This window comes from Flavobacterium collinsii (genome assembly GCF_902804485.1).
GTDB lineage: Bacteria > Bacteroidota > Bacteroidia > Flavobacteriales > Flavobacteriaceae > Flavobacterium > Flavobacterium collinsii.
Window position 1 is genome coordinate 52,801 of record NZ_CADCST010000083.1, and the last position, 21,532, is coordinate 74,332.

Below are 21,532 nucleotides of genomic sequence, written 5' to 3' on the forward strand. Positions count from 1 at the left end.
GTAATTCTTACAATTCTGCTTGAGCTTGTGTTTTTTTTAATAAGAAACTAATTTGTAATCAATCGGCTTTAAATCAGGTATTTATACTCTTTTTTACCTCGTTTGGTTTAACGAGTTTTGTTGTGTTTGAAATAAAATCCTACAAATAATTAAACGTTTTGTAGGTAAATCATACTATGGCTTACTATTCAGTCAAGTCTTACAACATGCTACCTATTTATTAACCTTTAAATAATTCAAATTATGGAAACTAGAAGCCCTCCTTTTGTTTGTACAGATTTTTGAGATATAAAAAATGATTAACCCCTTAAATCAAATTATATGAAAAATTTATACAAAATTATGTTACTGTGTGTCTGTGGAGCCACTTACGCACAAACCCAGAATGATATTGCAAAAATTAGGTCCGGAAGTAATGTGTCTGAACTACAGTCTCTGAGTCAGAGATACCAAACCGAGGCCGACCAGAAGAAACAAAGAATCAGTAATCTCGCAAAGACTAATGGCTGGCGTACTTCATTTACTAATAAAAATGGAACCACAAGCGAATTAGTAGATGTAAGTACCGATGGTAAAACGCCTATTTATTTTGCTACTGAAAATGTAAATGCCGCAAAATCCACACGAGCAAATTACTTGAATTCCGGTGGTGGTTTAGGATTGAACCTTAACGGACAAAACATGACGGCTTATGTTTGGGATGGCGGTGCTACACTTCCTACTCACAATGAGTTTGGCGGAAGAGTGTCCATTAATGATGGTGTTACTACTATTGTTGCCGGAAGTAACAACAGTCAACACGCCAATCACGTAACAGGTACTATTGTTGCGGCAGGTACTGTAGCGGCGTCCAAAGGAATGGCCTTTCAGGGAAATGCCAGAACTAACGAATGGACTAACGATTTGACTGAAGCCACTACAGCAGCGGCAAACGGAATGTTGATCTCCAATCATTCTTATGGATGGGCTACAAGAAATGCTTCCGGAGCTGTTCTGATAGCTCCTTGGCAGTTTGGTGCTTATCAAACTACCGCCAGAGACTGGGACAATCTGATGTTTAATGCTCCTTACTACCTGCAGGTGAAATCAGCCGGAAATGATGGTGGTGATAACACTGCAAATACAAGTCCGTTAGGAGGTTTCACCGCTTACGACAAACTTACAGGATTTTCGACTTCTAAAAACAATCTGGTGATTGCTAATGCTAACGATGCTGTGATAAGTTCAACAGGAGCTTTAACAAGCGTTACCATTAGCGGGTCCAGCAGTCAGGGACCTACAGACGATTTGAGAATCAAACCGGATCTTGCCGGAAACGGAGCCTCCGTTTATTCCACAGCCACACTCACAAATCCGGTAACACCATTAACCAATAGCAGTTATGGTAATGCCAGCGGAACTTCAATGGCAGCTCCAAACGTAACCGGAACTTTACTTTTATTGCAACAGCATTATAAAAATCTGACCGGAAACTTTATGCGTGCTGCCACTCTAAAAGGATTGGCTTTGCACACAGCAGACGACGCGGGAGCTGTTGGTCCTGATGCTATTTTTGGATGGGGTTTATTGAATGCAAAATTTGCAGCGGAAACCATTACAAAAAACGGAACAGCATCTATCGTTCAGGAAAGTACACTGGTTAACGGAGGTACCTATACATTGTCGGTAACCTCAGATGGTGTTAATCCGTTAATTGCTTCTATTTCCTGGACAGATCCTGCCGGTGTTGCTTATTCCGGCAGTACACCAAATATTGGTACGGCAAAATTGATAAATGATTTAGATATTCGTGTTACCAATGGAGCTGGTACTAATTTTCCATATAGATTATTAACAGCAACAACAAACGGATTAGGCGATAATACCAGAGATCCATTTGAGCGAATCAGAATTGTTGGAGCAGCCGGAACGTATACCATAACCGTAACTCATAAAGGAAGTTTGGTAAATGGAAGTCAGAATTTCTCAACAGTTGTGACCGGAATTACCGTACCGGATCTTTACATCAAAGACAGACCTTTTGATGTTGGATTACAGCCTAATCCGGATTCAGGACCTATGTGGATCAGTGATGATATCTGGGTAAGACAAACGATTGACGGAGGAACTGCACATGAAAACCCTGAGTTTAAATTAAGTTCTCCAAACGGAGTTTACGTTAAAGTTACGAATAAAGGAACCGTTGCCAGTGCTTCCGGAAAAGTGAAACTGTATTTTGCAAAAGCTTCTTCAGGATTAACATGGCCTACGAACTTTGTTAATTTTTATGTTGGACCTGTATTACATGGTGATTACATTGGAGAGGTAGCTATCCCGGCAATTGCTGCAGGTGGAAATGCTACGGTGGTTATTCCTTGGTATCCGCCAAATCCTGCTGATTTCACTTACGATGTACATCATTTTTGTTTAGCTGCAAGAATAGAATCATCAGAAGATCCTATGTTTAATGAGCAAAACAATGTTAGTATTGCTGCAAATACCAAAAACAACAACAATATTGCCTGGAAAAATTTAAGTGTATATAATCTGAATACGACTGATTTTGTTCCTCCAACTGCGGTATTCATTAGAGGAATCAGATCTAAAAACATCAATGTAAGATTTTTAGACAGAGGATTTAATGAACAGTTGAAGAATAATTTCTTTGATTTAGGCGGTACAATCGAAGCTACACTGGACCCAAAACTATTTGAAAGAGCACAAGCCAATGGAAGTCTGAAAGGAGTACAGATTTTAGATAAAAATAAAATCCTTATTACTTCCAGAGATGCATCCATAGCAAATTTACCAATCGATATAGATGAAACTTTCGGAATTACCTTTGATTTCAAGGTAGCAAAAGACTTCCCGGCTGAAGAGCAAATTACCATAGATCTTGTTCAGGAAGATGCCAGAACAGGTGAACTTGAAGGAGGAGAGCGTTTTGCACTGGTAAGAGCTAAAGCCAACACTAAACCGGGTGCTATAGCGCTTGCTGAAGCAGCTGAATCGCGTATTGTTACCATTTACCCAAATCCTACAAACGGAATCTTTAAAATAGGAATCAATAACGAGGAGCAGGGAACTTTAAGAATAACAAGTGTTTTCAATAGTGTTGTTTTTGAAGAAAAAACGAATAAACAAAAAGAGTTTAGTGTGAACATCTCCAAACAAGCTCCCGGAATTTATATCGTTCAGTTTATTTCTGATAACGGAAAAGTAGTGACGAGAAAAATAATTAAAAACTAATATTTTTCTATTGAAGTACTTATCCTTTTAAGGAATGTATGAAAATGAAGAAAGTCGTCTCAATGTAAAAGTTGAGACGATTTTTTTATAGCAATCAATTAAGGATCAGCATTGGCCGTCAGGTTATCAGTGGGAAAAACAGAAGCGGTTAAGCTGAAAGATTTTCAACTTAACCGCTTAAAAACTATAATCATTTAAAGGAATCTTGCCTTATTTTCACGGATGAACTTTTGCAACATACGAAGACACTGTTAGGGTATCCGAATCATTTTTAACCGTATAAACGCCTAAAATACTATTTTGATAAGCCGTATTAGCACTTGTACTGTTAGCATCCGGAAAATCAATATCTATCCAGTTGGCTTCTCCAAACGAGCCATCTGAATTTCGATTTACAGCAACAAAGGAAGCTCCCATCTCTTTTCCGTTGATACTAATCCAGTCAGACGGCATATGATAACCATTATCTTTGGCAGCAGTAATACCTTCAAAATGCGTAACGACAGAAAGAGCTGTTTCATTCTTATAACTAAACGATTTTAAATTACTTGTTTTCTGCGTTTTGGAATTATAATCAACCAGAAAAGCCTGGCTTATTTCCCCCAGTTTAGCACTCGAATAACCACCTGCCATAGTGTAATGATCACCGCCATTGTGCCAGATACCATACAACGTAGTTGTTAAGGAATCGGGAACTTTAAAATCAATATATTCTTTAGTGGCAACATCATACAGAAATGCATATCCATTTTTGTCATTCTCAACATCATAATTCCCAACAGCGATTCCGCCCATTATACTATGAACAAATACATTATTGGTATTACCGCCATTTGGTGACACCTGAACCCAGGTTCCTGAACCGTCCACTGGTCCTTCGTAATAAAAACCAAGGTTTCCGCTCGGAGCTTTACCGGTAGAGGCAGAGATTTTATAGGAACCAACTAATTGCACTTTGCCATCATGTCCGTTATTAGGGCCGTAACAAGAGGTATTGATAACCGTTGCTGTTGGTGTACTTGGAAAATTTACAATGTTCCATTTACCTTTATTGCCACTTCCATTAATTGGGCCTTCATAGATTAAGCCCTGAACAATATCATTAAGCCCTATTAAACTGCCTGAAATGTATACATTTTCAGATCCCGTTACGCCTCTTATACCTTGTATACTGGTTTCTCCACCAGCAGGATAATTGAAATCCGTATACTTTGCAGTATTGACTTCCAGATTTATATTTTCTGACATAATTTTTCTTTTTAGATTATTGCTTTATACTTTTTTACAACTGTGTCCTGTAGTTACTTTTAGTTAAACGTTGTGGTACTATAGACATCTTTTGGAGCGTTTACCCAAAGTTTTTCTACCTCCAGTTGGTGCAATTGCTCTTCTAGTTCGTGTCTGATTTCACTATAAGCCGGATCGTAGGCAAGATTTGTAATTTCCAGCGGGTCATTAACTAAATCATAGAGCTCATATTGTTTAAAATAGGCTGTAGCGGCATCAAAATAGTAGTCAAATTTCCATTTTTCGGTTCTGATACAGCGAATGCGGTTGGCCGCTCTTACGATGGTCCACGTACTATTTGCCCCCGCCTTAATATCATCGTAAGTAAACAAAAGACTATGCTGAACCGGCGTATTGTCCTCCATTATAGGCAACAGACTCGTACCTGCAAGCCCTGTTGGCGGATTGGAAATATTAGCCATCTCAATAAAAGTAGGAAAAACATCAGCTAGTGTTGCTAAGTTAATAGAGTGTTTGACGGGATGATCCTTAAACAGAATCGGATTTGAGATAACAAGTGGTACTCTTAAAGCTTCTTCATAGGCAACAAAAGTTTTCTGACGTAATCCGCCATGAGCGAGTCCCATTTCTCCATGATCGGATGTCATGGTAACGATTGCAGAATCGGCCAGTTTATGTCCATTTTCATCTTCCTTATACAGTTCGTCAATCAGATAACCATATTGTTTATCCGCGAGACTTAATAAATAACCGTAGAAATTGATATAATTCAGTTTGTCTTCGGTGCTATTGACTGCTCCGAGACTTAAAGCCATATTGATCAGGATTTGTTCCTGTGCCATTGGTTTTTTATTCTCGAGTAGATTTTCACTTACGGTAGCGGGAAGACCTATCTCTCGACCCAGCCAACTGTCCGGATGGTATCCTGATGTACCTGCTGTTCTTGGATAAGCCAATACATCGTGCGGATTTACGAGAGACAGAATAAGACAATAGGGTTTATGGTTTCCTGCGGCTCTTTGTGCTCTTACTTCCTTTAGATATTGAATAGCTTCGGCCGTATACCTTGCATCATGATTGGCATATCCGCCTCCAAAATTAAGCGGATTGACATCTTCACCGGCGTCGGGAGCAATCCAGCCCATAGCTCCAAAGAGTGAAATATCGGCGGCCGTTAAATCCTCGTAGTTTGTTTTAGTTCCATTAGGAGCGACACCTTTACTCATGTGCCATTTTCCCCGGTACTGCACATCATATCCATCAGCCCAAAGTGTATTCATAATATTGGGTAGTGCATTGCTAAGCGTAGGTTCCTGAGGTGACAACAGACCGCCTTCGGTCAGGGTTTGGCTTACGCCATGTTTCGCAGGATATAAACCTGTAAACAGGGTAGAACGGCTAGGGGAGCACATACAGGTGTTGCAGAAAGCACGGTCAAAACTAAAACCATTTTGTTTCAGAAAAGTCAATGTAGGAAGATTTTCCTGTTCCCATCCCGGCGGGAAATGTTGCGTAGCACGCTGCTCGTCGGTAATAATTAAAATCATGTCCGGCTTTTGGCCAATCTCGTTAAGTTTTTCTTTTAGGTTCATTGTTTGTGGTTTAAGGGGTTAATAAAAATTGTAATTGTTGATATAATGACGAGTAGTCAATAATGATAGGTCAATTTGAAATAATCTAAAAAGGGAGTTGCTTTGAAGGCTGTATAAAATCTGGGCGTGGAGAAAGGATGTTAAGATGCGGGTGTGGAGTAAATCACAAAAGGCCTGTATGCAGTGTTTTAATCAAACTATTGATTTGATTAATAAGAATAAAATTACAATAACTAAGTAGATTTAAATTACGTATAAATACCTGTTTTATAGAAGTATAGGGTTTGATAATGAAATACTTTTTATTGAACGACCAATAGCGGTCCGTAGAATCTTTAATAGAAAAATTTTGTTTGAATGAGAAGTATAATGGAAAAACTGTCTGTATAATTTTGATATCATACTCTGGAGGAAGAAGAAGTTTTAAATTAGAAGCGTGAAGTTCTAAATGTCTTAAAATTCAAAAACCTTCAAAGACACTAGCCTTTGAAGGTTTTTGAATCAAATGATTTTAAAATAACGGCACCTGTTTAATGAAACTACCGCTCTAACGTCCTTTTAATAAATTGATACTTACGGTCGCGATATCAGCATCTGGAAATCGTTTGAAAATTGATTTATCAGGGAATAACCCAGCTTCTGCGGCAACTTTATTAAAAACATCTATTTCAACAATATACTGGTCCGAAAAACCATGAGTAGCATCATAAGCTGTAGCAGGAGTTTTTCCGATATTGTCGGCAGCAAGCTTTGGATTTATGGTATGTAGTTCAATCAACAGTAAACCAAATTTGTGTACATAAGGAGACCACTTTTGCAAATGTTCCAGAAGATTATCTTCGACCAGATTGTTACTGATTCTTTTTCCTCTGTAGGCAAATGCACCGTTAGACGCACTAATTCTGTCTTTGTCGATGTGTTCCGGATCTTTCCAGATTCGATTGTGATCTAAAAAAGTTCTTACGTTAAGTAAATCCTTCAGATCAATATTGTAGTTTTCTTTAAGATCTTCCGAAAGTAGTTGCGGACGTCCGATATCCCCCCAAATTACCTTTGCCCAAATGTCGGCCTTGATCAGATTGGCTCTGGTTACTTTCAGTGCTGCCTGATTATAATCGGCTCCAACCAAAAATAAGGGGTAATCGTCGAGCATTTTTCCACGCAACGTTTGTCGGTCGATTACTTCAAAAATATGCTGAAGAAAAGCACCGTTACCACAGCCCATATCAAGAATTCCTTTAGGTTGTTGTTCGATTGGCAGGTTGAAAAGAGTAACTATAATTTCATCTACAACTTTAAAATAAGTGTCGTGAGCACCACCGCTTCCCCAAACGTTCATTTCACGGTCGACATGAATTTCGTTTTCGCCATCGGTTATCATTCTTAGTACCGCTGGATCACCAAAGATTAATTCCTCAATTTTAGCAAATGTTGGCAAATACGAAACCGTTACGCCATAGGCACTGGCTCTTTTGGCATAAAAAAGCCCCGTTTCTGTAAATTGGTAGTTGCCATTTTTTTCCAAAAACCATCCAAGATGCACAAAAAAGTCCAGTATTTTTTTAAAATTTTCAGGAGATTTATGAAACTCTTCGGGCTGGAATGAAGTTTCCATGAAATATTTGTGAAACATCCCTTTCATTGCCAGACGAACAATTGTCGGACCTATCAAATGGCCTTCGATATGTTTTAAAATCTGTTCCTGAAGACTATTTTTTAAAGGATCGTCAGAAGGTTCAATACCATACCTTTTCTTATATTTTTCAAAAATAATATTGAGTTTTTCGAAGGGTACATCTTCAAAAAGACGCGGATGAAACTGCACCGAAAACTGAAGCAGATCAACAACATCCTGGTAGAGATAAAACAATGAAAAAGCCATTTCTGTCCTTTCATTGACGGAGATCGTAATTTCCTGTGAACGGTTATCGACTTCATAATCTAAAAAGCCCTGAGAAGCCAGAATTCTTAAACCAACATTCAAATAACCTTCATTTGCTGTAAAAACAGTTACCAGCTCTGATAATTGTATTTGTTTTTTATTTAGTATATACTCTAAAACAGCATTGTTTTTTAGCGCTATTGCTACGGGAGCAACTGCTAAGCCGTCAAGATGTCTGAAAATAGAACTGCGAAGTTGTGATTTATCGGTCATAATGTAAGAATGATGGTTTGCTAAAAATAGTGATTTTTTTTTGAACTTAGAACCTGTCATTTTTTTCCATAGCCAAAATTAAAAAGAATCGATTCGAGCCGTGAAACGGATGAAATGACACTAATACCAAATCGAGGCTGTGACCTGTAAATCGCCGATCTCTGATTTTGGAGTAAGCTTTTGTATGATCAGTACAAATAATCTTCTCAATCTGATTATTTATTACTTTCCTTTAGCAGAAAATATAGCAAAGAAATATACATTTGTATAAAATTATTTTTACATTATAAATCTTTCAAAAATGTCATTCTAAAAAGAAATGAAGAAGTAATTTTGTTTGCGATTAAAGAAAATAAACCTAAACTATAGAATAAAAGATAAATGAAAACAAAAATAATTATAGTCGCATTAGTATTATTAGCTACTTTAAAGATACAATCTCAAAGTTTAAATCCAACTTCTAATATCTCTTTAACCGGTGCGGCTGATACTTTTAAAGCCGGGTATACCTTTTCATATTCAACAGCAGGAACACCTTGGAATGGTGCTCTTATTAGTTATGGAGGCTTTCCGACAAACAATTACGATACTCAAATAAGCTCTGATTATGGGCCGAATGGTGGTAATCATATTTCATATCGAACTAAAAACGGAGATAATAATACTTGGAATAGTTGGAATGAATTAGCCATTAGAGGAACAAACACTTTTGTTGGAGATCAAAACATCAATGGAAAATTAGCTATAAATTTAGGTACAACTTCAGATAAATTTCAAATTAATCAAGGTGGAACGACAAGAATTACTGCCAGCGGAGATGGGGTAATTGCTTGGGGTGTTAATGCTGATTATGGGTATTTGTCTTGGGATGCGGGTACAACAATAATTGGAGGGTTGACTGGTAAATCTTTAGTTTTAGCGTCAAATGGAGTAAGACAAGTGACAGTTGCAGAAAATGGGAATATGGGAATTGGAACTAAAAGTCCAACCTCAAAACTAACCGTCGCAGGAAATATAGAATCGAGAGAGGTAAAAGTAACCGTTAATGCAGGTGCCGATTTTGTTTTTGAAAAAGACTACAATTTACCATCTTTGGAGTCTCTAGATAAATTTATTAAAGAAAACAAACATTTGCCTGAAATTGCTTCTGCCAAGGAAATGCAAAAAGACGGAATTAATTTGTCTGAAATGAATATCAAATTACTGCAAAAGATTGAAGAATTGACTTTGTATACAATTGAACAACAAAAAAATACGCAGAAGCTAATGGAAGTTATTGAAACACTAAACGTAAGATTAGAAGCAGTTGAAAAAAAGTAGTTCTTTTAAAATTTTTAACTCAAATAAAGGAAACATTTTCAATATGTTAACGAAGTAATTTGATGATAGACAATAATATTTTATAATCATCAGGAAATCGCAAGGAAGAGCCTCTAAAGTAAATTTATTTTAGAGGTTTTTTTTATATCGATTGAATGAAAAATTTGATAACCATTCTATAGCTCTTCCGCTTTGATATGGAGCCTAAAATATAATTAGTTTACAGCCATTTTGTTGTATTTATTGCGATACTCGATCGGATTTAGACCTGTTACTTTTTTAAAAATGGTACGAAATGCTTTTGTGTCGGTATAACCTACATCGTACATTACCTCATTGATATTTTTGCGGCTGTTTTCGAAGCTTTTTTTGGCAAACTCAATTTTCACGCGGTTGATGTATTCTAAAACAGAATTGTTGGTAGCGGCTTTAAAGCGTCGTTCAAAACTCCTTCTTCCCAATAGCACCAGATCAGCTAATTCATCAATTGTGATTTTCTCCTGAATATTATCTTCAATAAATTCCTGTACCTGTTTGATTGCCTCATCGTTATGATTTTTTTGGCCTTGAAACATCGCAAAAGCAGCCTGACTGTCCCTGTCAATATCGATAGCAAAATATTTAGAAGCTAAAATAGCGGTTTGTCTGTCTGTATACTTTTCGACTAAGTGGAGTAGAAGATTCCAATAAGAATGTGCACCACCACTGGAATATATCCGGTGTTCTTCTGTGATAATGCTTCCATCGATGACTTCTACTTCTGGAAACATTTCGCGAAACTCATTTTGAAAACCCCAATGTGTAGAACATTTTTTACCATCCAATAAACCGGTAGAAGCCAGTAAAAAGGCACCAACACAGAGCGAAGCTACTTCAGCTCCTTTGTGATAGTGTTCGTTTATCCAGGGCAAAAGCTCTTGATTTTGAGCAATCGCACTTTTCATATCTCCAAATAAGGCAGGAATAACAATTAAATCTGTGGTTGTAACTTCTTTTGTGAGTTGAGACGTATTAACCGAGTACAATCCGTTATTGAGTTTGACTTCTTTCTTTAAACCTACCAGCTGCACATCAAACAGTAGGGGTTTGCCCGATGCAGTCATAAACTGGTTTACTGCTGAAAATAAATATTGTGGATCTGCTATAGCCTGCAGAACGGAGCTTTCAGGAACAAGAATACTTACTTTTTTTATCATCTTCTTTATTTTTAGAACTGGCTGTAAGGGCTTATTTGTTGTGCAAAGTCCCTAAAAATCAAATCGTTTTCCTTTTTGTAATTTCAAAGATAAAGATAGTTTGTCGTAAATGCCCTTTTTGTTGTCGTTTTTGCATATCCGCAGTCTGTTATTTCTGCTGCATCTTTGTACTATCAATTAACAACTAAAAAATATAGAACAAATGGCAACAAAAATTTTCATCAATCTGCCGGTAGCAGATTTACAAAAAGCAATGTCTTTTTACACAGCAATTGGATTTACAAACAATCCTCAATTTACAGATGCAACAGCAGCCTGTATGGTTTTAACTGAAGAAATTTATGTGATGTTATTAACACACAATAAGTTCAATGAGTTTACCAACAAAGAAATTGGTAATGCTTTTCAAAAAGCGGCGGTAATTAATTCATTGTCAGTAGACAGTATCGATGAGGTTGATACCATGCAAAATAATGCATTAAAAGCGGGCGGAAAAGAAACTGCTGAAGCGAAAGATTACGGTTTTATGCAACAACGTAGCTTTGAAGATTTAGACGGACATCTTTGGGAGGTTTTATACATGGACCTGGCCAAAATCCCACAACAATAATAGTATTAAAATGGCACAGCTTAATTCTTATTTAACATTTAACGGTAACTGCAAGGATGCAATGTTATTTTACAAAGCATGCCTTGGTGGTGAACTCGAGCTACAAACGATAGCCGATTCACCAGTAGGGAAGCGCCTGCCGGAGAAAATGAAAAGATGTATTTTGCACGCCACGCTTAAAAGCGATACTCTTGTGATTATGGGATCGGATATGGCCCCGGAAAACCTGACAAAAGGGAATGCCTTTTCGATGATGCTCACTTTTGACAGTGAAGAAGAAACACGAAAGGCTTATGCCGACTTATCGAAAGACGGTCAGGCAACCCATCCGTTAGAAAGGACTTTCTTTGGAGCCCTGTTCGGACACCTTACGGATAAATTTGGACATCAGTGGATGCTCTGTTATTCGTCAGAAGAAAACAAAACCTTAACCGTTGGGTGTAATTAGTTTTTGATAATTATACCCAATTGGATAAACTTCCTTAAAAAAAAGCTATGAATCAGGAGCTAATAGCAAACTATTTTTAACCACTAACCTTTACACTTATGAAAAAAGATAAAATACTATTCTGGACCACAACAATTATCATTTTTATTATGGAAGGCATTATTCCGGCCCTAACTTCACAAACTGAGATTGCCAAGCAAGGAATCAGTCACATGCAGTATCCGGCTTATTTTGGCAATGCATTGGTAGTTTTTAAAGTGATTGGAGCTCTAACCGTAATTATTCCGCAAGCACCAAAATTTGCGAAAGAATGGGCGTACACCGGTTTTGGCTTTGTGTTTATATTTGCCAGCATCAGCCATTTTGCTGTTGACGGATTCGGGTTTCAGGTGATATTACCTTTAGTTTTCCTTGGTATATTGGTGATTTCATACAAACTATATCAAAAACTGTATCAAAAAGAATATGCGCTTTCAGGGGCTTATTAGGCCTGTTAAAACGGTAGAAATAAGCTATAGAAAGTGAAAGAGACGACTGTGCAGGTCGTCTCTTTTACTTTTATATTATTAAGAGATGGTATTTTTTTACACCTAAATATCTATGTGTTGAATTAATTATACTCAACAGGGTAAATTCATAAAAAAAAATAATATGGACCGAGCCTACGGCTCTTTTATGGTTGTGCCTATTTTTTACGACGGATTAAAATCCGTCGCTACAATATTATTCGAGCCTATGGCTCTTTATGATTGTACCTATTTTTTGTGACGGATTAAAATCCGTCGTTATATTATCGTTCGAGCCGATGGCTCTTTTATGACGTTATTCTTTATCTTATAAAAATCTATTTCGGTATATATCACCTGTTCCTATTTTAGGTGCATGGATCGTAATCCGTTAACAACAAAAACAACCGTATAATTAAGTTCGGAAGGAACGACAAATTTTATAGCAACGGATTTTAATCCGTTGAAAATAAAACGTATTCAAAAAAAGTTCCAGAGGAACGATACATTTTATTTCGTTTAAATACACATAACCTTCTCTGTGAAAGAAATATATTTCTATTTTGTTATTCTTTCGGATCTAAAATCTATGTTTCTATGTGTTAAAGCATTTGTTGTTAATTACACGCAACGGCAGAAGTTTTAAACTTTACTATTCTGAGATTTCCTTGTAATTATAAGGCTTTGCAACAGAAAATAGTTGACACATGACATTAAATTCCGCGTTCGTTGCATCTTTTTTATCTCTATTAGAATCAAGCAGTAGCTTTACTACAAAAGCAACTAAACAGGCAGTCCTGCTAAGATTTCCAAACTAAAAGTAAAGGATAATCTTAGAAAATTGTACCGTATAAAGCTGCTTCATTGAGATAAAATAAGGGCGGAACCCGAAAAGCCTACGAGTAGGGTAAATGCAAATTTAAATTATGGAAGTTAAAGAAATCGTAAAGCAGGAAGTATTACAGAACTTCATGCCAAAGGGTGCAAAAACAAATGCTACAGCCATTTCAAGAATGGTGAAATACACAGATGATACATTGGAAAAACTACTTGTATTTGATGTTACCACAATAGCAGAACAACAAAGTCCTCAGGCCCAGTATACAGTAGATCAGTGGACCCAAATTTTAAAAAATCCGGAAAACATCAAGATTCGTTCTGCAGCGGTTCCAGATCAAAAAGCTTATTTTACAGAGCAGGAAGTTAAAGATAATGTTTCCAAAATTCTAAGTCTTTTCTTTGAAGGAAACGAGGCGAGGATTCCGCTTGTTACGAAGAAAGATCAGACTACTAATGATTACTATAGTGATGTGTTTGTTGAGATGAGTAATAATTTTTATAAATCTTATTCGCTAAATGCTATAAAAGAAGGGAGAGATTCAGCGCAAGAGGTCATAACAAAACTATCGGTTCTTAATGATAGTCTGGCTAGTTTTGATACCGATTTTCGAAAGATGAGGAGGGATGCAGGTTCATTCTGGCGACCTGATAATCCAAAGCGATACGACAATGTTCGAACTTCACTCGACGAGTGTCTAAGAATGCTTGGCTTGACTCGTGCCATTGCTAAAAATTATTTGGAAGTATTGGATAACATTCTGCCTGTGATAACAGAATACAGTAATTTTATAGATCTGGTAAGTTCCAGACTTCCCGATTTAAAAATTGACTCGTCTTTCAACCTGCAGACACTTACTGAAAAAGAATTTTATCTTTTTGGGTGGATTACTTTAGGAACCAGTTTTTTTGCCGGTGTAGCGACTGTTGGCCTGCTTGCGACTGCACTTGGGCCGTTGGGCTGGATTGTTGCCGGACTGGCGGCTATATTATTGATTATTGGTTCCATAGATTATATTATTAATACTCTTGCTGAGGCCAACGATTTAATGGACTGGTATGAGAGTACCGAAAATAAATTAAACGATACGACTAAAAGTCTTGAAGAGCTGTACAAACAATTGAGTTATTCAAAAGGATTTTTTGATGAAAGTTGGGTCGAATTTCAGGAACTAGCAAATAGTCTAAAACAAAATGATCTGCCTGTGAATAATGGAGATCAGGTAAGTTATATTTTTAAACTGTACATAGGGGCGTTTAACGAGAGGTTGATTCAGGAAAAACAGCTGTTTTTGGATATGGCAAATGCAGGTGGAGATACGTCTTTGGTGCTTATAAAGGCCAAACGAATTATTGATGACAAATATCCTTACCGTGGCGAGCCGGACGATGATGTTGAAAGAGAGGTTTGGTTAAATTCCAATAGTAATAAAATTAAATCTTTAGCTTTTAAATGGTTATTGGAAGGTTATGCGAAAGCAGGGACTGACGCGGAAAAACGACGCTCTTTTGAGGTAGAAATTGAAAAAATAAGCGATCAGATGTCTCATGAAGAACTTAACAGATTATTGATCACGGCAGTTTTTGTACATTCCGAATCACCGGAAGAGGTTTTACGAGAAGCGAAATTCAATGCGGTATTAGTAGAAAGAATCAAACTTGAACTAATACAAAACCTGGTGATAGCGGCCTAATTGTTTGTCTTACTTATAGAAGAGCTTAAAGAAAAACATTTTAAGAAGCCTCCGAAACTTTGTAATTCCTAATTTATTAAATAAATGTTACTGATAAAAAAGTCGTCTATAGCAGACGACTTTTTTTTGCTGAATCTTTTTTCTCCTTTTAGAAAAAATCTTACACAGGAAGTAAATAATCAATAATACTTAACTATTTTGTTTTGAATTAGTTATTGAATTTTGATTAATTTATTTAACATTTTTTATATAAAAAAAAGAGTTAAAATTTTGGCATTCGCATTTTTAATATACTTTTGTTCTATCAAATTAGTAGAATATAAAATTTACCAAATTCGCTTCTTTTTTGAGCGAACAGGAGTTAAACTGAAAATTCATTTTCGATAGGTTGTCGGTATTGAAATTCTGCAGAGATCAAATTCAAATAATAGTAATCCAAAATAAAAAAGAAAATGAAAAAGCGAATGTGTAGCTAATAAAAAACCATTTCTGCGGGAACAGAAATGGCGAAGCTTAAAGAAATTGTACATCTCTATAAGGAAAGGACTGGCGGAGTATATCCGGCGACGGTCACCTTATTTATTAAACTAAAACAAAGTAATGAAAAAAAAATTAAATAGATATATAGCACTATGTATTTTGTTGATTTCCACTGGAATTAAAGCACAGGAGACGAAACCGCTTATTCAGTCCAAACTTGAAGGAACAGTAATTGATGCCGTAACAAAAGAGCCTGTTATTGGCGCTTCAGTAAATATTAAAGGAACTACACATGGGGTTGTAACCGATATGGATGGGAGATTTCATTTTCAAACCGGGCAAAAACTTCCTTATACTTTAATCGTAAGTTATTTGGGATATAAAAAAACAGAAATCGTAGCCAAAGAAAATTCAATTACCGTTAGTCTTACTGAAGAGCAAAATGCTCTTTCAGAAGTAGTTGTTACAGCACTTGGTATTACCAAAGAAAAGAAATCTTTAGGATATACTACGCAGGCACTTAAAGGTAAGGAGCTGTCCGATACAAAAGAAACCAACTTCTTAAATAGCCTTAGTGGTAAACTGGCGGGTGTTCGTATTACCAATTCGCAGGGTGATATGGGATCTTCACGTATCGTTATTCGTGGTGAAACTTCGATATCCGGAAACAATCAGCCATTATTTGTGGTTGACGGAGTTCCAGTAGACAACTCGCAGTTAGGAAGTGTTGGTGGAACTACCCGCGACTTTAAGAATGCAATTGCCGATTTAAATCCGCAAGATATTGAGTCATTAAGCGTACTGAAAGGCCCTAATGCGGCGGCTCTTTACGGATCTCGTGCTGCACATGGGGTAGTTTTGATCACAACAAAATCAGGGAAAAGCCAAAAAGGATTAGGGATCAGTGTAAACTCTGGAATCACCATCTCTCAGGTGGCTACTTTACCTAAATTCCAAAATTCATTTGGACAAGGATCAAATGGAAAGTTCAGCTTTGTAGATGGTAAAGGGGGCGGTATCAATGACGGAGTTGACGAAAGCTGGGGACCTAAACTGGACGGAAGGCTTATCCCACAATTTTACTCCAATGGTGTTGCTGTACCTTTCGTAGCACATCCGAATAATGTAAAGGACTTTTTTAATACCGGTGTCACTTATGATAATAGCGTTTCTATCGCGAAATCGGACGAAAAATCAGATTTCCGTTTAGGTATAAACAATCAAAAACAATTAGGAACGGTACCCAACAGTGAAGTAAACAAAACAAACTTTACGGTGAATACAAACTACCAAATCTCTAAAAATATAAAAGTAGGGGTAACGGCCAACTATATTGTTACCGATGCTCCGGCCTTACCAGGTGGACCACAGGGTAACCGTGCTGCCGGTGTAATGCTACAGTTTCTTTGGTTCGGACGTCAGGTAGACATCAACGAACTTCAGAAGAACAGAGACGTGAACTGGAACAACAGCTATTACAGCAATCCGTACTGGAATGCGTATTATAACACCACCAGCCAACAGCGTAACCGTATCATCGGAGACATTCATTTGGATGCCAAGATTATCGAGGGGCTTAATTTTAAATTCCGTACCGGAGTTGATTATTACAACGATCGCAGAAAGTACACGATTAAGTACGGTACAAACGGAACGCCTTTTGGATCGTATGCAGAAGATGCTTATACTGTAAACGAAAGAAACACGGAGGGGATTTTTACCTATACTAAAAAAGTAAACGATGATTTTAGTGTCGATGCTCTTGCGGGATTCAATATTCGTAACCACAGTGATGCCAACAACTATCAGAAAGCACCACGTCTGGCTGTACCTGATTTGTATACGCTGACCAATTCGAGAGACCCTTTAACGTCATCGAATTCGCTTTCAAAATTAAAAGTATACAGCGCTTATGCTTCGGCACAATTTGGATATAGAAATTATGCTTACCTGAACGTAACTGCCCGTAACGACTGGTCGTCTACATTACCAAGCAGCAACCGTTCTTATTTCTATCCTTCCTTTAACGGTAGTTTTGTAGTTTCTGACGCCTTCAATCTGAAAAGCAATACACTTGATTTCTTAAAGCTTCGCGGAGGCTGGTCTGAAGTAGGTAACGATGCAGATCCTTACCAATTGTCTACTGTTTATGATTTTCAAACCGCATTTGACGGAAACCCAATTCAAACCTCAGCTAAGAAAAAACTTAATGAGAACCTGAAACCTGAAACGACGCGTTCTACGGAATTAGGTATAGAATCTTCTTTCTGGAAAAACAGACTGCATTTGGATGTGGCGTATTACAACACCAATAGTTTTGATCAGATTTTGGAAATAAAAACCACAGCTTCGAGTGGTTACAACTCGCAATTGATCAACGCAGGTAAAGTTAACAACCGCGGTATAGAAGTTCAATTGGACGGAACTCCTGTTCAAACGGAGGATTTCAAATGGAATGTAGGCGTAAATTACTCGAAGAATATTAGCGAAGTAAAGATTTTGGACTACGACAAACAGATTCAAAACTATACAATTGGTTCTTCAGGAGGTGTTGATGTATTGGCTTCAGTAGGACAGGCTTACGGTGCTCTTTATGGTACAGGCTACCAGCGTGATGCAAACGGAAATATAGTAGTAGGCGCTAACGGATTGCCTAAAGCCGATCCGCAAAAAAAAGTATTAGGACACTATACTCCGGATTATTTAGCGGGTGTTACCAATACCCTGACGTATAAAAATCTTGAATTTTCATTCCTTATTGACGCCAGTGTAGGGGGTGACATTTATTCGGGAACCAACAGAACAGGTACTTATACCGGTGTACTGGCGGAGACTTTATCAGGCCGTGATGCCGCAAATGGGGGTTTAAATTACTATTATCCAAACAACAACTCGGCCAATCCGAAAACATTGTTAACGGGTGGTGTAGCTCCAAATGGAGCAACGGTATATGATGATGGTGTTATTTTTAACGGAGTTTATGCTGACGGAACCCCAAATTCTCAGGTGATTAGTGCACAGGAGTTTCACAAAGCATCTTTCAACATTAACGAAGCCTATATTTACAGTTCGACTTTTGTAAAACTAAGAGAGGTAAAACTGGCTTATAATTTCAATAAGAAATTTGCTAAGAAACTAGGATTAGAAGGAGCAAGTATTACTGCAGTAGGTCGTAACCTGCTATTTATCTATAAAGATGCACCAAATATTGATCCTGAAACGGCTTTCACTACAGGAAATGCTCAGGGATTGGAGAGCTTAGCTTTGCCAACTACCAGAAATTTCAGTCTTAATGTTAATCTTAAATTTTAAAAACAAGAAATCATGCTAAAAAAATTAGCCTATATAACTCTATTTGCGGTATCACTTACCTCTTGTGGTGACACTCTGGATGATATTAATAAGAATCCAAATGCAACTGAAACACCATTAGCACCCTATTTATTAACCGGAACCCTAAAGCAGGGAGCCGATTTGTACTGGGGTTCTGATAATAACTTTAATGCCTCTTTGTTATTTGTACAGCACTGGGCTAAGATTCAGTATACAGAGCCGGACAGGTACGATGTATCGAACACTTCTTTCACTTCTTTGTGGAATACAGGTTACGCAACTTTGATTACAGATTTGAACACAATTTTGAAATTTTCAGATCAACAAGCAAACCCAAATTATAAAGGAATAGCACTGACACTGCGTTCATGGACATTTTTATTGCTAACAGATGCTTACGGAAGTATTCCTTATAAAGAAGCAGGTCTAAAAGTGACCCCGGCTTACAATACGCAAAAAGAAGTTTATACAGGATTGCTGGAAGATTTGAAACAAGCGCAGTCTTTACTAAATCCGACAAGCGGAAGTGTAACAGGAGATTTGGCTTATAAAGGAGATATTTCAAAATGGAAGAAGCTCGTTAATTCACTTCGTTTACGTATCGCATTGAGAATTTCCGATAAAGAACCGGCATTAGCCAAACAAGCGGCTATTGAAGCAACAACTGATGCTGCGGGAGTAATTAGCAACAATAGCGAAACTTTCAAGTTTACTTATACGAGTTCTCCTCAACAAAATCCCGCTTCGGCCTGGTTTGAAACCCGTGATGATTTTCGCATTTCAAAGACATTGGTTGATAAGTTAAATGAATTATCAGATCCACGTTTGCCAGTTTACGCTCAGCTGCCTACAGATCAAACTGTTGGTAAATATGTGGGTGGTGCAAACGGGTTATCCAATAGTGATGCCAACAGTCAGGGTTTTGCTAAAACGTCGAAACCGGGAACTTACTTCCTGACTTCATCGTCACCGGCTGTAATTGTTTCTTACTCCGAGGTATTGTTTAACCTTTCAGAAGCGGTAGCACGTGGTTATATTGGTGGAGATGCCGAGCAATTGTACAAAAATGCAATTACTGCTTCGTTCAACCAATTTGGAATCACGGATGCAGCAACTATTAATAAGTATTTGAATCAGGCTACTGTGAAATATGATGCAGCCAATTATGCCAAATCGATAGGTACACAAAAATGGATTGCATTCTACGGACAAGGTCTTGACGCTTTTGTAGAGTGGAGAAGGCTTGACTATCCGGTATTAAAAGCGGGTCCGGCTACAGTTTTGAACGGACAGATTCCTTCGCGTTTCTTTTATCCGGGAACAGAGCAATCATTGAACGGAACAAGCTACCAGGCCGCAGTATCCGCTCAGGGGAAAGATTTGCTGACTACAAAACTATGGTTTGATGCCAATTAAATCCTATTTGGAAATAACTGATTTATAAAAATGTTTTTTTTTGAGAAACAGCCCTGCACTAAACCAATGGTGCGGGGCTGTTTGCTTTTGAAGGTCAAAAATTAAAACAAAGCCTAAATTTCGATTTCATTCCCCATTAACGGAACATTACATTTAAACTGGTAACGATTCCGAATTTTAATTCGCAGTTCATCAGCCGGCAAATTTTCGCCATGTATTAAAAAGACACACTTAGGCGTGTTTTTAAGAGCAGACAGCCAGTTTAAAAGATCATTTTGGTCTCCATGCGCAGAGAGGCCTTCTATCTGAAAGATTTTGGCTCTTACAATATAGTAATTTCCATAAATTTTAATTTCTTTATCACCTTCAAGAAGTTTTCTTCCGCGAGTGCCTTCTGCCTGATAACCCACAAAAATAACAGTTGTTTTTTCAAGACTGATATAATGTTCAAAATACGACAATACCCGCCCACCAGTTGCCATACCGCTTGCAGCAAGAACTACTTTAGGCTGAGGATTTGCAATAATACGCTGTGTTTCTTCGTATTCAGAAACAATTCTAAACATTTTTGCCATTTCATGACAGTCCTCAACAGATAGTTTGTGCCACTTTAAATTCTCTAAAAAAACATGCAGGGCATTGGCGCCCATTGGAGTATCGAGTATATAGGGAACGTCAGGAATTCTGCCTTCTCGTTTGAGTTGCCACAACAAAAACATGACCGATTGGGCTCTCTCTACAGCAAATCCGGGAATGATTACGGTTTCATTCTGTGCTATAGCAGCATTAATCAGTGTTTCCAGTTCTTTTTTTACATCTAAATTTGGATGCAGTTTGTTTCCATAGGTACTTTCCAGAAAGATATAATCAGCCTTTAGGGGTTTGGTTGGCGGAAACATCAACACGTCGTCATCGCGGCCTATATCGCCCGAAAATACTAAAGTTTTGCCCTCGACAGTTAGCGTAATACTACAGGCTCCTATGATATGTCCTGCATTTTCAAAAACAGCGGTGGTATCCTCTTCAATCGTTACGGCTGTATCAGGAGGGATGACTTTAAAGAATGACATCACAGCCTCAGCCTGTTCTACGGTATAAAGCGGCTCAGCCTGTGTGTGTTTCGAATATTGCTCCTTGTTGGCCCTTTCGGCTTCTTCCTCCTGAATTTTAGCACTGTCTAAAAGAACCAATTTAGCTATCGATTTGGTCGGACCGGTACAGTATATTTTGCCTTTAAAACCCTGAGCTACCAGCCGGGGAAGCCAGCCACAATGATCCAGATGACCATGAGTAAGCAGGACAAAATCGATACTGGAGGGTAAAACAGGTAAAGGATCCCAGTTAAGTTCCCGAAGTGATTTTATCCCCTGAAAAAGACCACAATCAATCAATATTCTGTTATTTTTAGTTTCTATGAGTGTTTTTGAACCTGTGACAGTTCCTGCACCTCCTATAAATTTTACTTTCAT

At 37.7% G+C, this 21,532-nt stretch carries 13 protein-coding genes; 8 read left to right on the forward strand and 5 right to left on the reverse strand.

Annotation, left to right across the window (positions count from 1 at the left end; translation table 11 throughout):
- The first annotated feature begins 321 nt into the window (after positions 1–321).
- A complete protein-coding gene (locus FLA105534_RS11410) occupies positions 322–3,228 on the forward strand; it encodes a S8 family serine peptidase (protein WP_173966245.1) in 2,907 nt (968 codons plus the stop codon).
- A 216-nt stretch (positions 3,229–3,444) separates the two neighbouring features.
- Here the strand turns inward: FLA105534_RS11410 and FLA105534_RS11415 are convergent, their stop codons facing one another.
- The 3 genes from FLA105534_RS11415 to FLA105534_RS11425 all read right to left on the reverse strand — a co-directional run bounded on the left by FLA105534_RS11415 (position 3,445) and on the right by FLA105534_RS11425 (position 8,223).
- The gene (locus FLA105534_RS11415; RefSeq protein ID WP_173966246.1) at positions 3,445–4,476 is read right to left on the reverse strand and encodes a hypothetical protein; all 1,032 of its coding nucleotides are present in this window, start codon (positions 4,474–4,476) and stop codon (positions 3,445–3,447) included.
- 59 nt (positions 4,477–4,535) lie between these two features.
- Positions 4,536–6,068 carry a sulfatase-like hydrolase/transferase gene (locus FLA105534_RS11420; protein ID WP_173966247.1) on the reverse strand — a complete coding sequence of 511 codons (1,533 nt, stop codon included), beginning with the start codon at positions 6,066–6,068 and terminating at the stop codon, positions 4,536–4,538.
- A 547-nt stretch (positions 6,069–6,615) separates the two neighbouring features.
- Positions 6,616–8,223 carry a class I SAM-dependent methyltransferase gene (locus tag FLA105534_RS11425; protein WP_173966248.1) on the reverse strand — a complete coding sequence of 536 codons (1,608 nt, stop codon included), beginning with the start codon at positions 8,221–8,223 and terminating at the stop codon, positions 6,616–6,618.
- Positions 8,224–8,604: 381 nt separating this feature from the next.
- Here FLA105534_RS11425 and FLA105534_RS11430 point away from each other — a divergent pair, with 381 nt between their 5' ends.
- Entirely contained in the window at positions 8,605–9,543 is a 939-nt protein-coding gene (locus FLA105534_RS11430; RefSeq protein ID WP_173966249.1) for an autotransporter outer membrane beta-barrel domain-containing protein, read from the forward strand.
- A gap of 215 nt (positions 9,544–9,758) precedes the next feature.
- Here FLA105534_RS11430 and FLA105534_RS11435 read toward each other — a convergent pair whose 3' ends face one another.
- The gene (locus FLA105534_RS11435) at positions 9,759–10,739 is read right to left on the reverse strand and encodes a GlxA family transcriptional regulator (RefSeq protein WP_217427698.1); all 981 of its coding nucleotides are present in this window, start codon (positions 10,737–10,739) and stop codon (positions 9,759–9,761) included.
- Positions 10,740–10,941: 202 nt separating this feature from the next.
- On the opposite strand from FLA105534_RS11435, the gene FLA105534_RS11440 reads away from it, so the two are divergent.
- The 6 genes from FLA105534_RS11440 to FLA105534_RS11465 all read left to right on the forward strand — a co-directional run bounded on the left by FLA105534_RS11440 (position 10,942) and on the right by FLA105534_RS11465 (position 20,063).
- Positions 10,942–11,349, forward strand: coding sequence for a VOC family protein (locus FLA105534_RS11440; protein ID WP_173966250.1), 408 nt, complete (start codon positions 10,942–10,944; stop codon positions 11,347–11,349).
- A gap of 10 nt (positions 11,350–11,359) precedes the next feature.
- The gene (locus FLA105534_RS11445; RefSeq protein ID WP_173966251.1) at positions 11,360–11,797 is read left to right on the forward strand and encodes a VOC family protein; all 438 of its coding nucleotides are present in this window, start codon (positions 11,360–11,362) and stop codon (positions 11,795–11,797) included.
- Positions 11,798–11,895: 98 nt separating this feature from the next.
- Entirely contained in the window at positions 11,896–12,285 is a 390-nt protein-coding gene (locus FLA105534_RS11450; RefSeq protein ID WP_173966252.1) for a DoxX family protein, read from the forward strand.
- Positions 12,286–13,229: 944 nt separating this feature from the next.
- Entirely contained in the window at positions 13,230–14,834 is a 1,605-nt protein-coding gene (locus FLA105534_RS11455; RefSeq protein ID WP_173966253.1) for a hypothetical protein, read from the forward strand.
- A 600-nt stretch (positions 14,835–15,434) separates the two neighbouring features.
- Positions 15,435–18,626 carry a SusC/RagA family TonB-linked outer membrane protein gene (locus tag FLA105534_RS11460; RefSeq protein WP_173966254.1) on the forward strand — a complete coding sequence of 1,064 codons (3,192 nt, stop codon included), beginning with the start codon at positions 15,435–15,437 and terminating at the stop codon, positions 18,624–18,626.
- Between the two features lie 12 nt (positions 18,627–18,638).
- Positions 18,639–20,063, forward strand: coding sequence for a SusD/RagB family nutrient-binding outer membrane lipoprotein (locus FLA105534_RS11465; protein ID WP_173966255.1), 1,425 nt, complete (start codon positions 18,639–18,641; stop codon positions 20,061–20,063).
- 113 nt (positions 20,064–20,176) lie between these two features.
- Here FLA105534_RS11465 and FLA105534_RS11470 read toward each other — a convergent pair whose 3' ends face one another.
- Positions 20,177–21,532 (reverse strand): MBL fold metallo-hydrolase, encoded by a 1,356-nt coding sequence (locus FLA105534_RS11470; RefSeq protein WP_173966256.1) that lies wholly within the window; start codon positions 21,530–21,532, stop codon positions 20,177–20,179.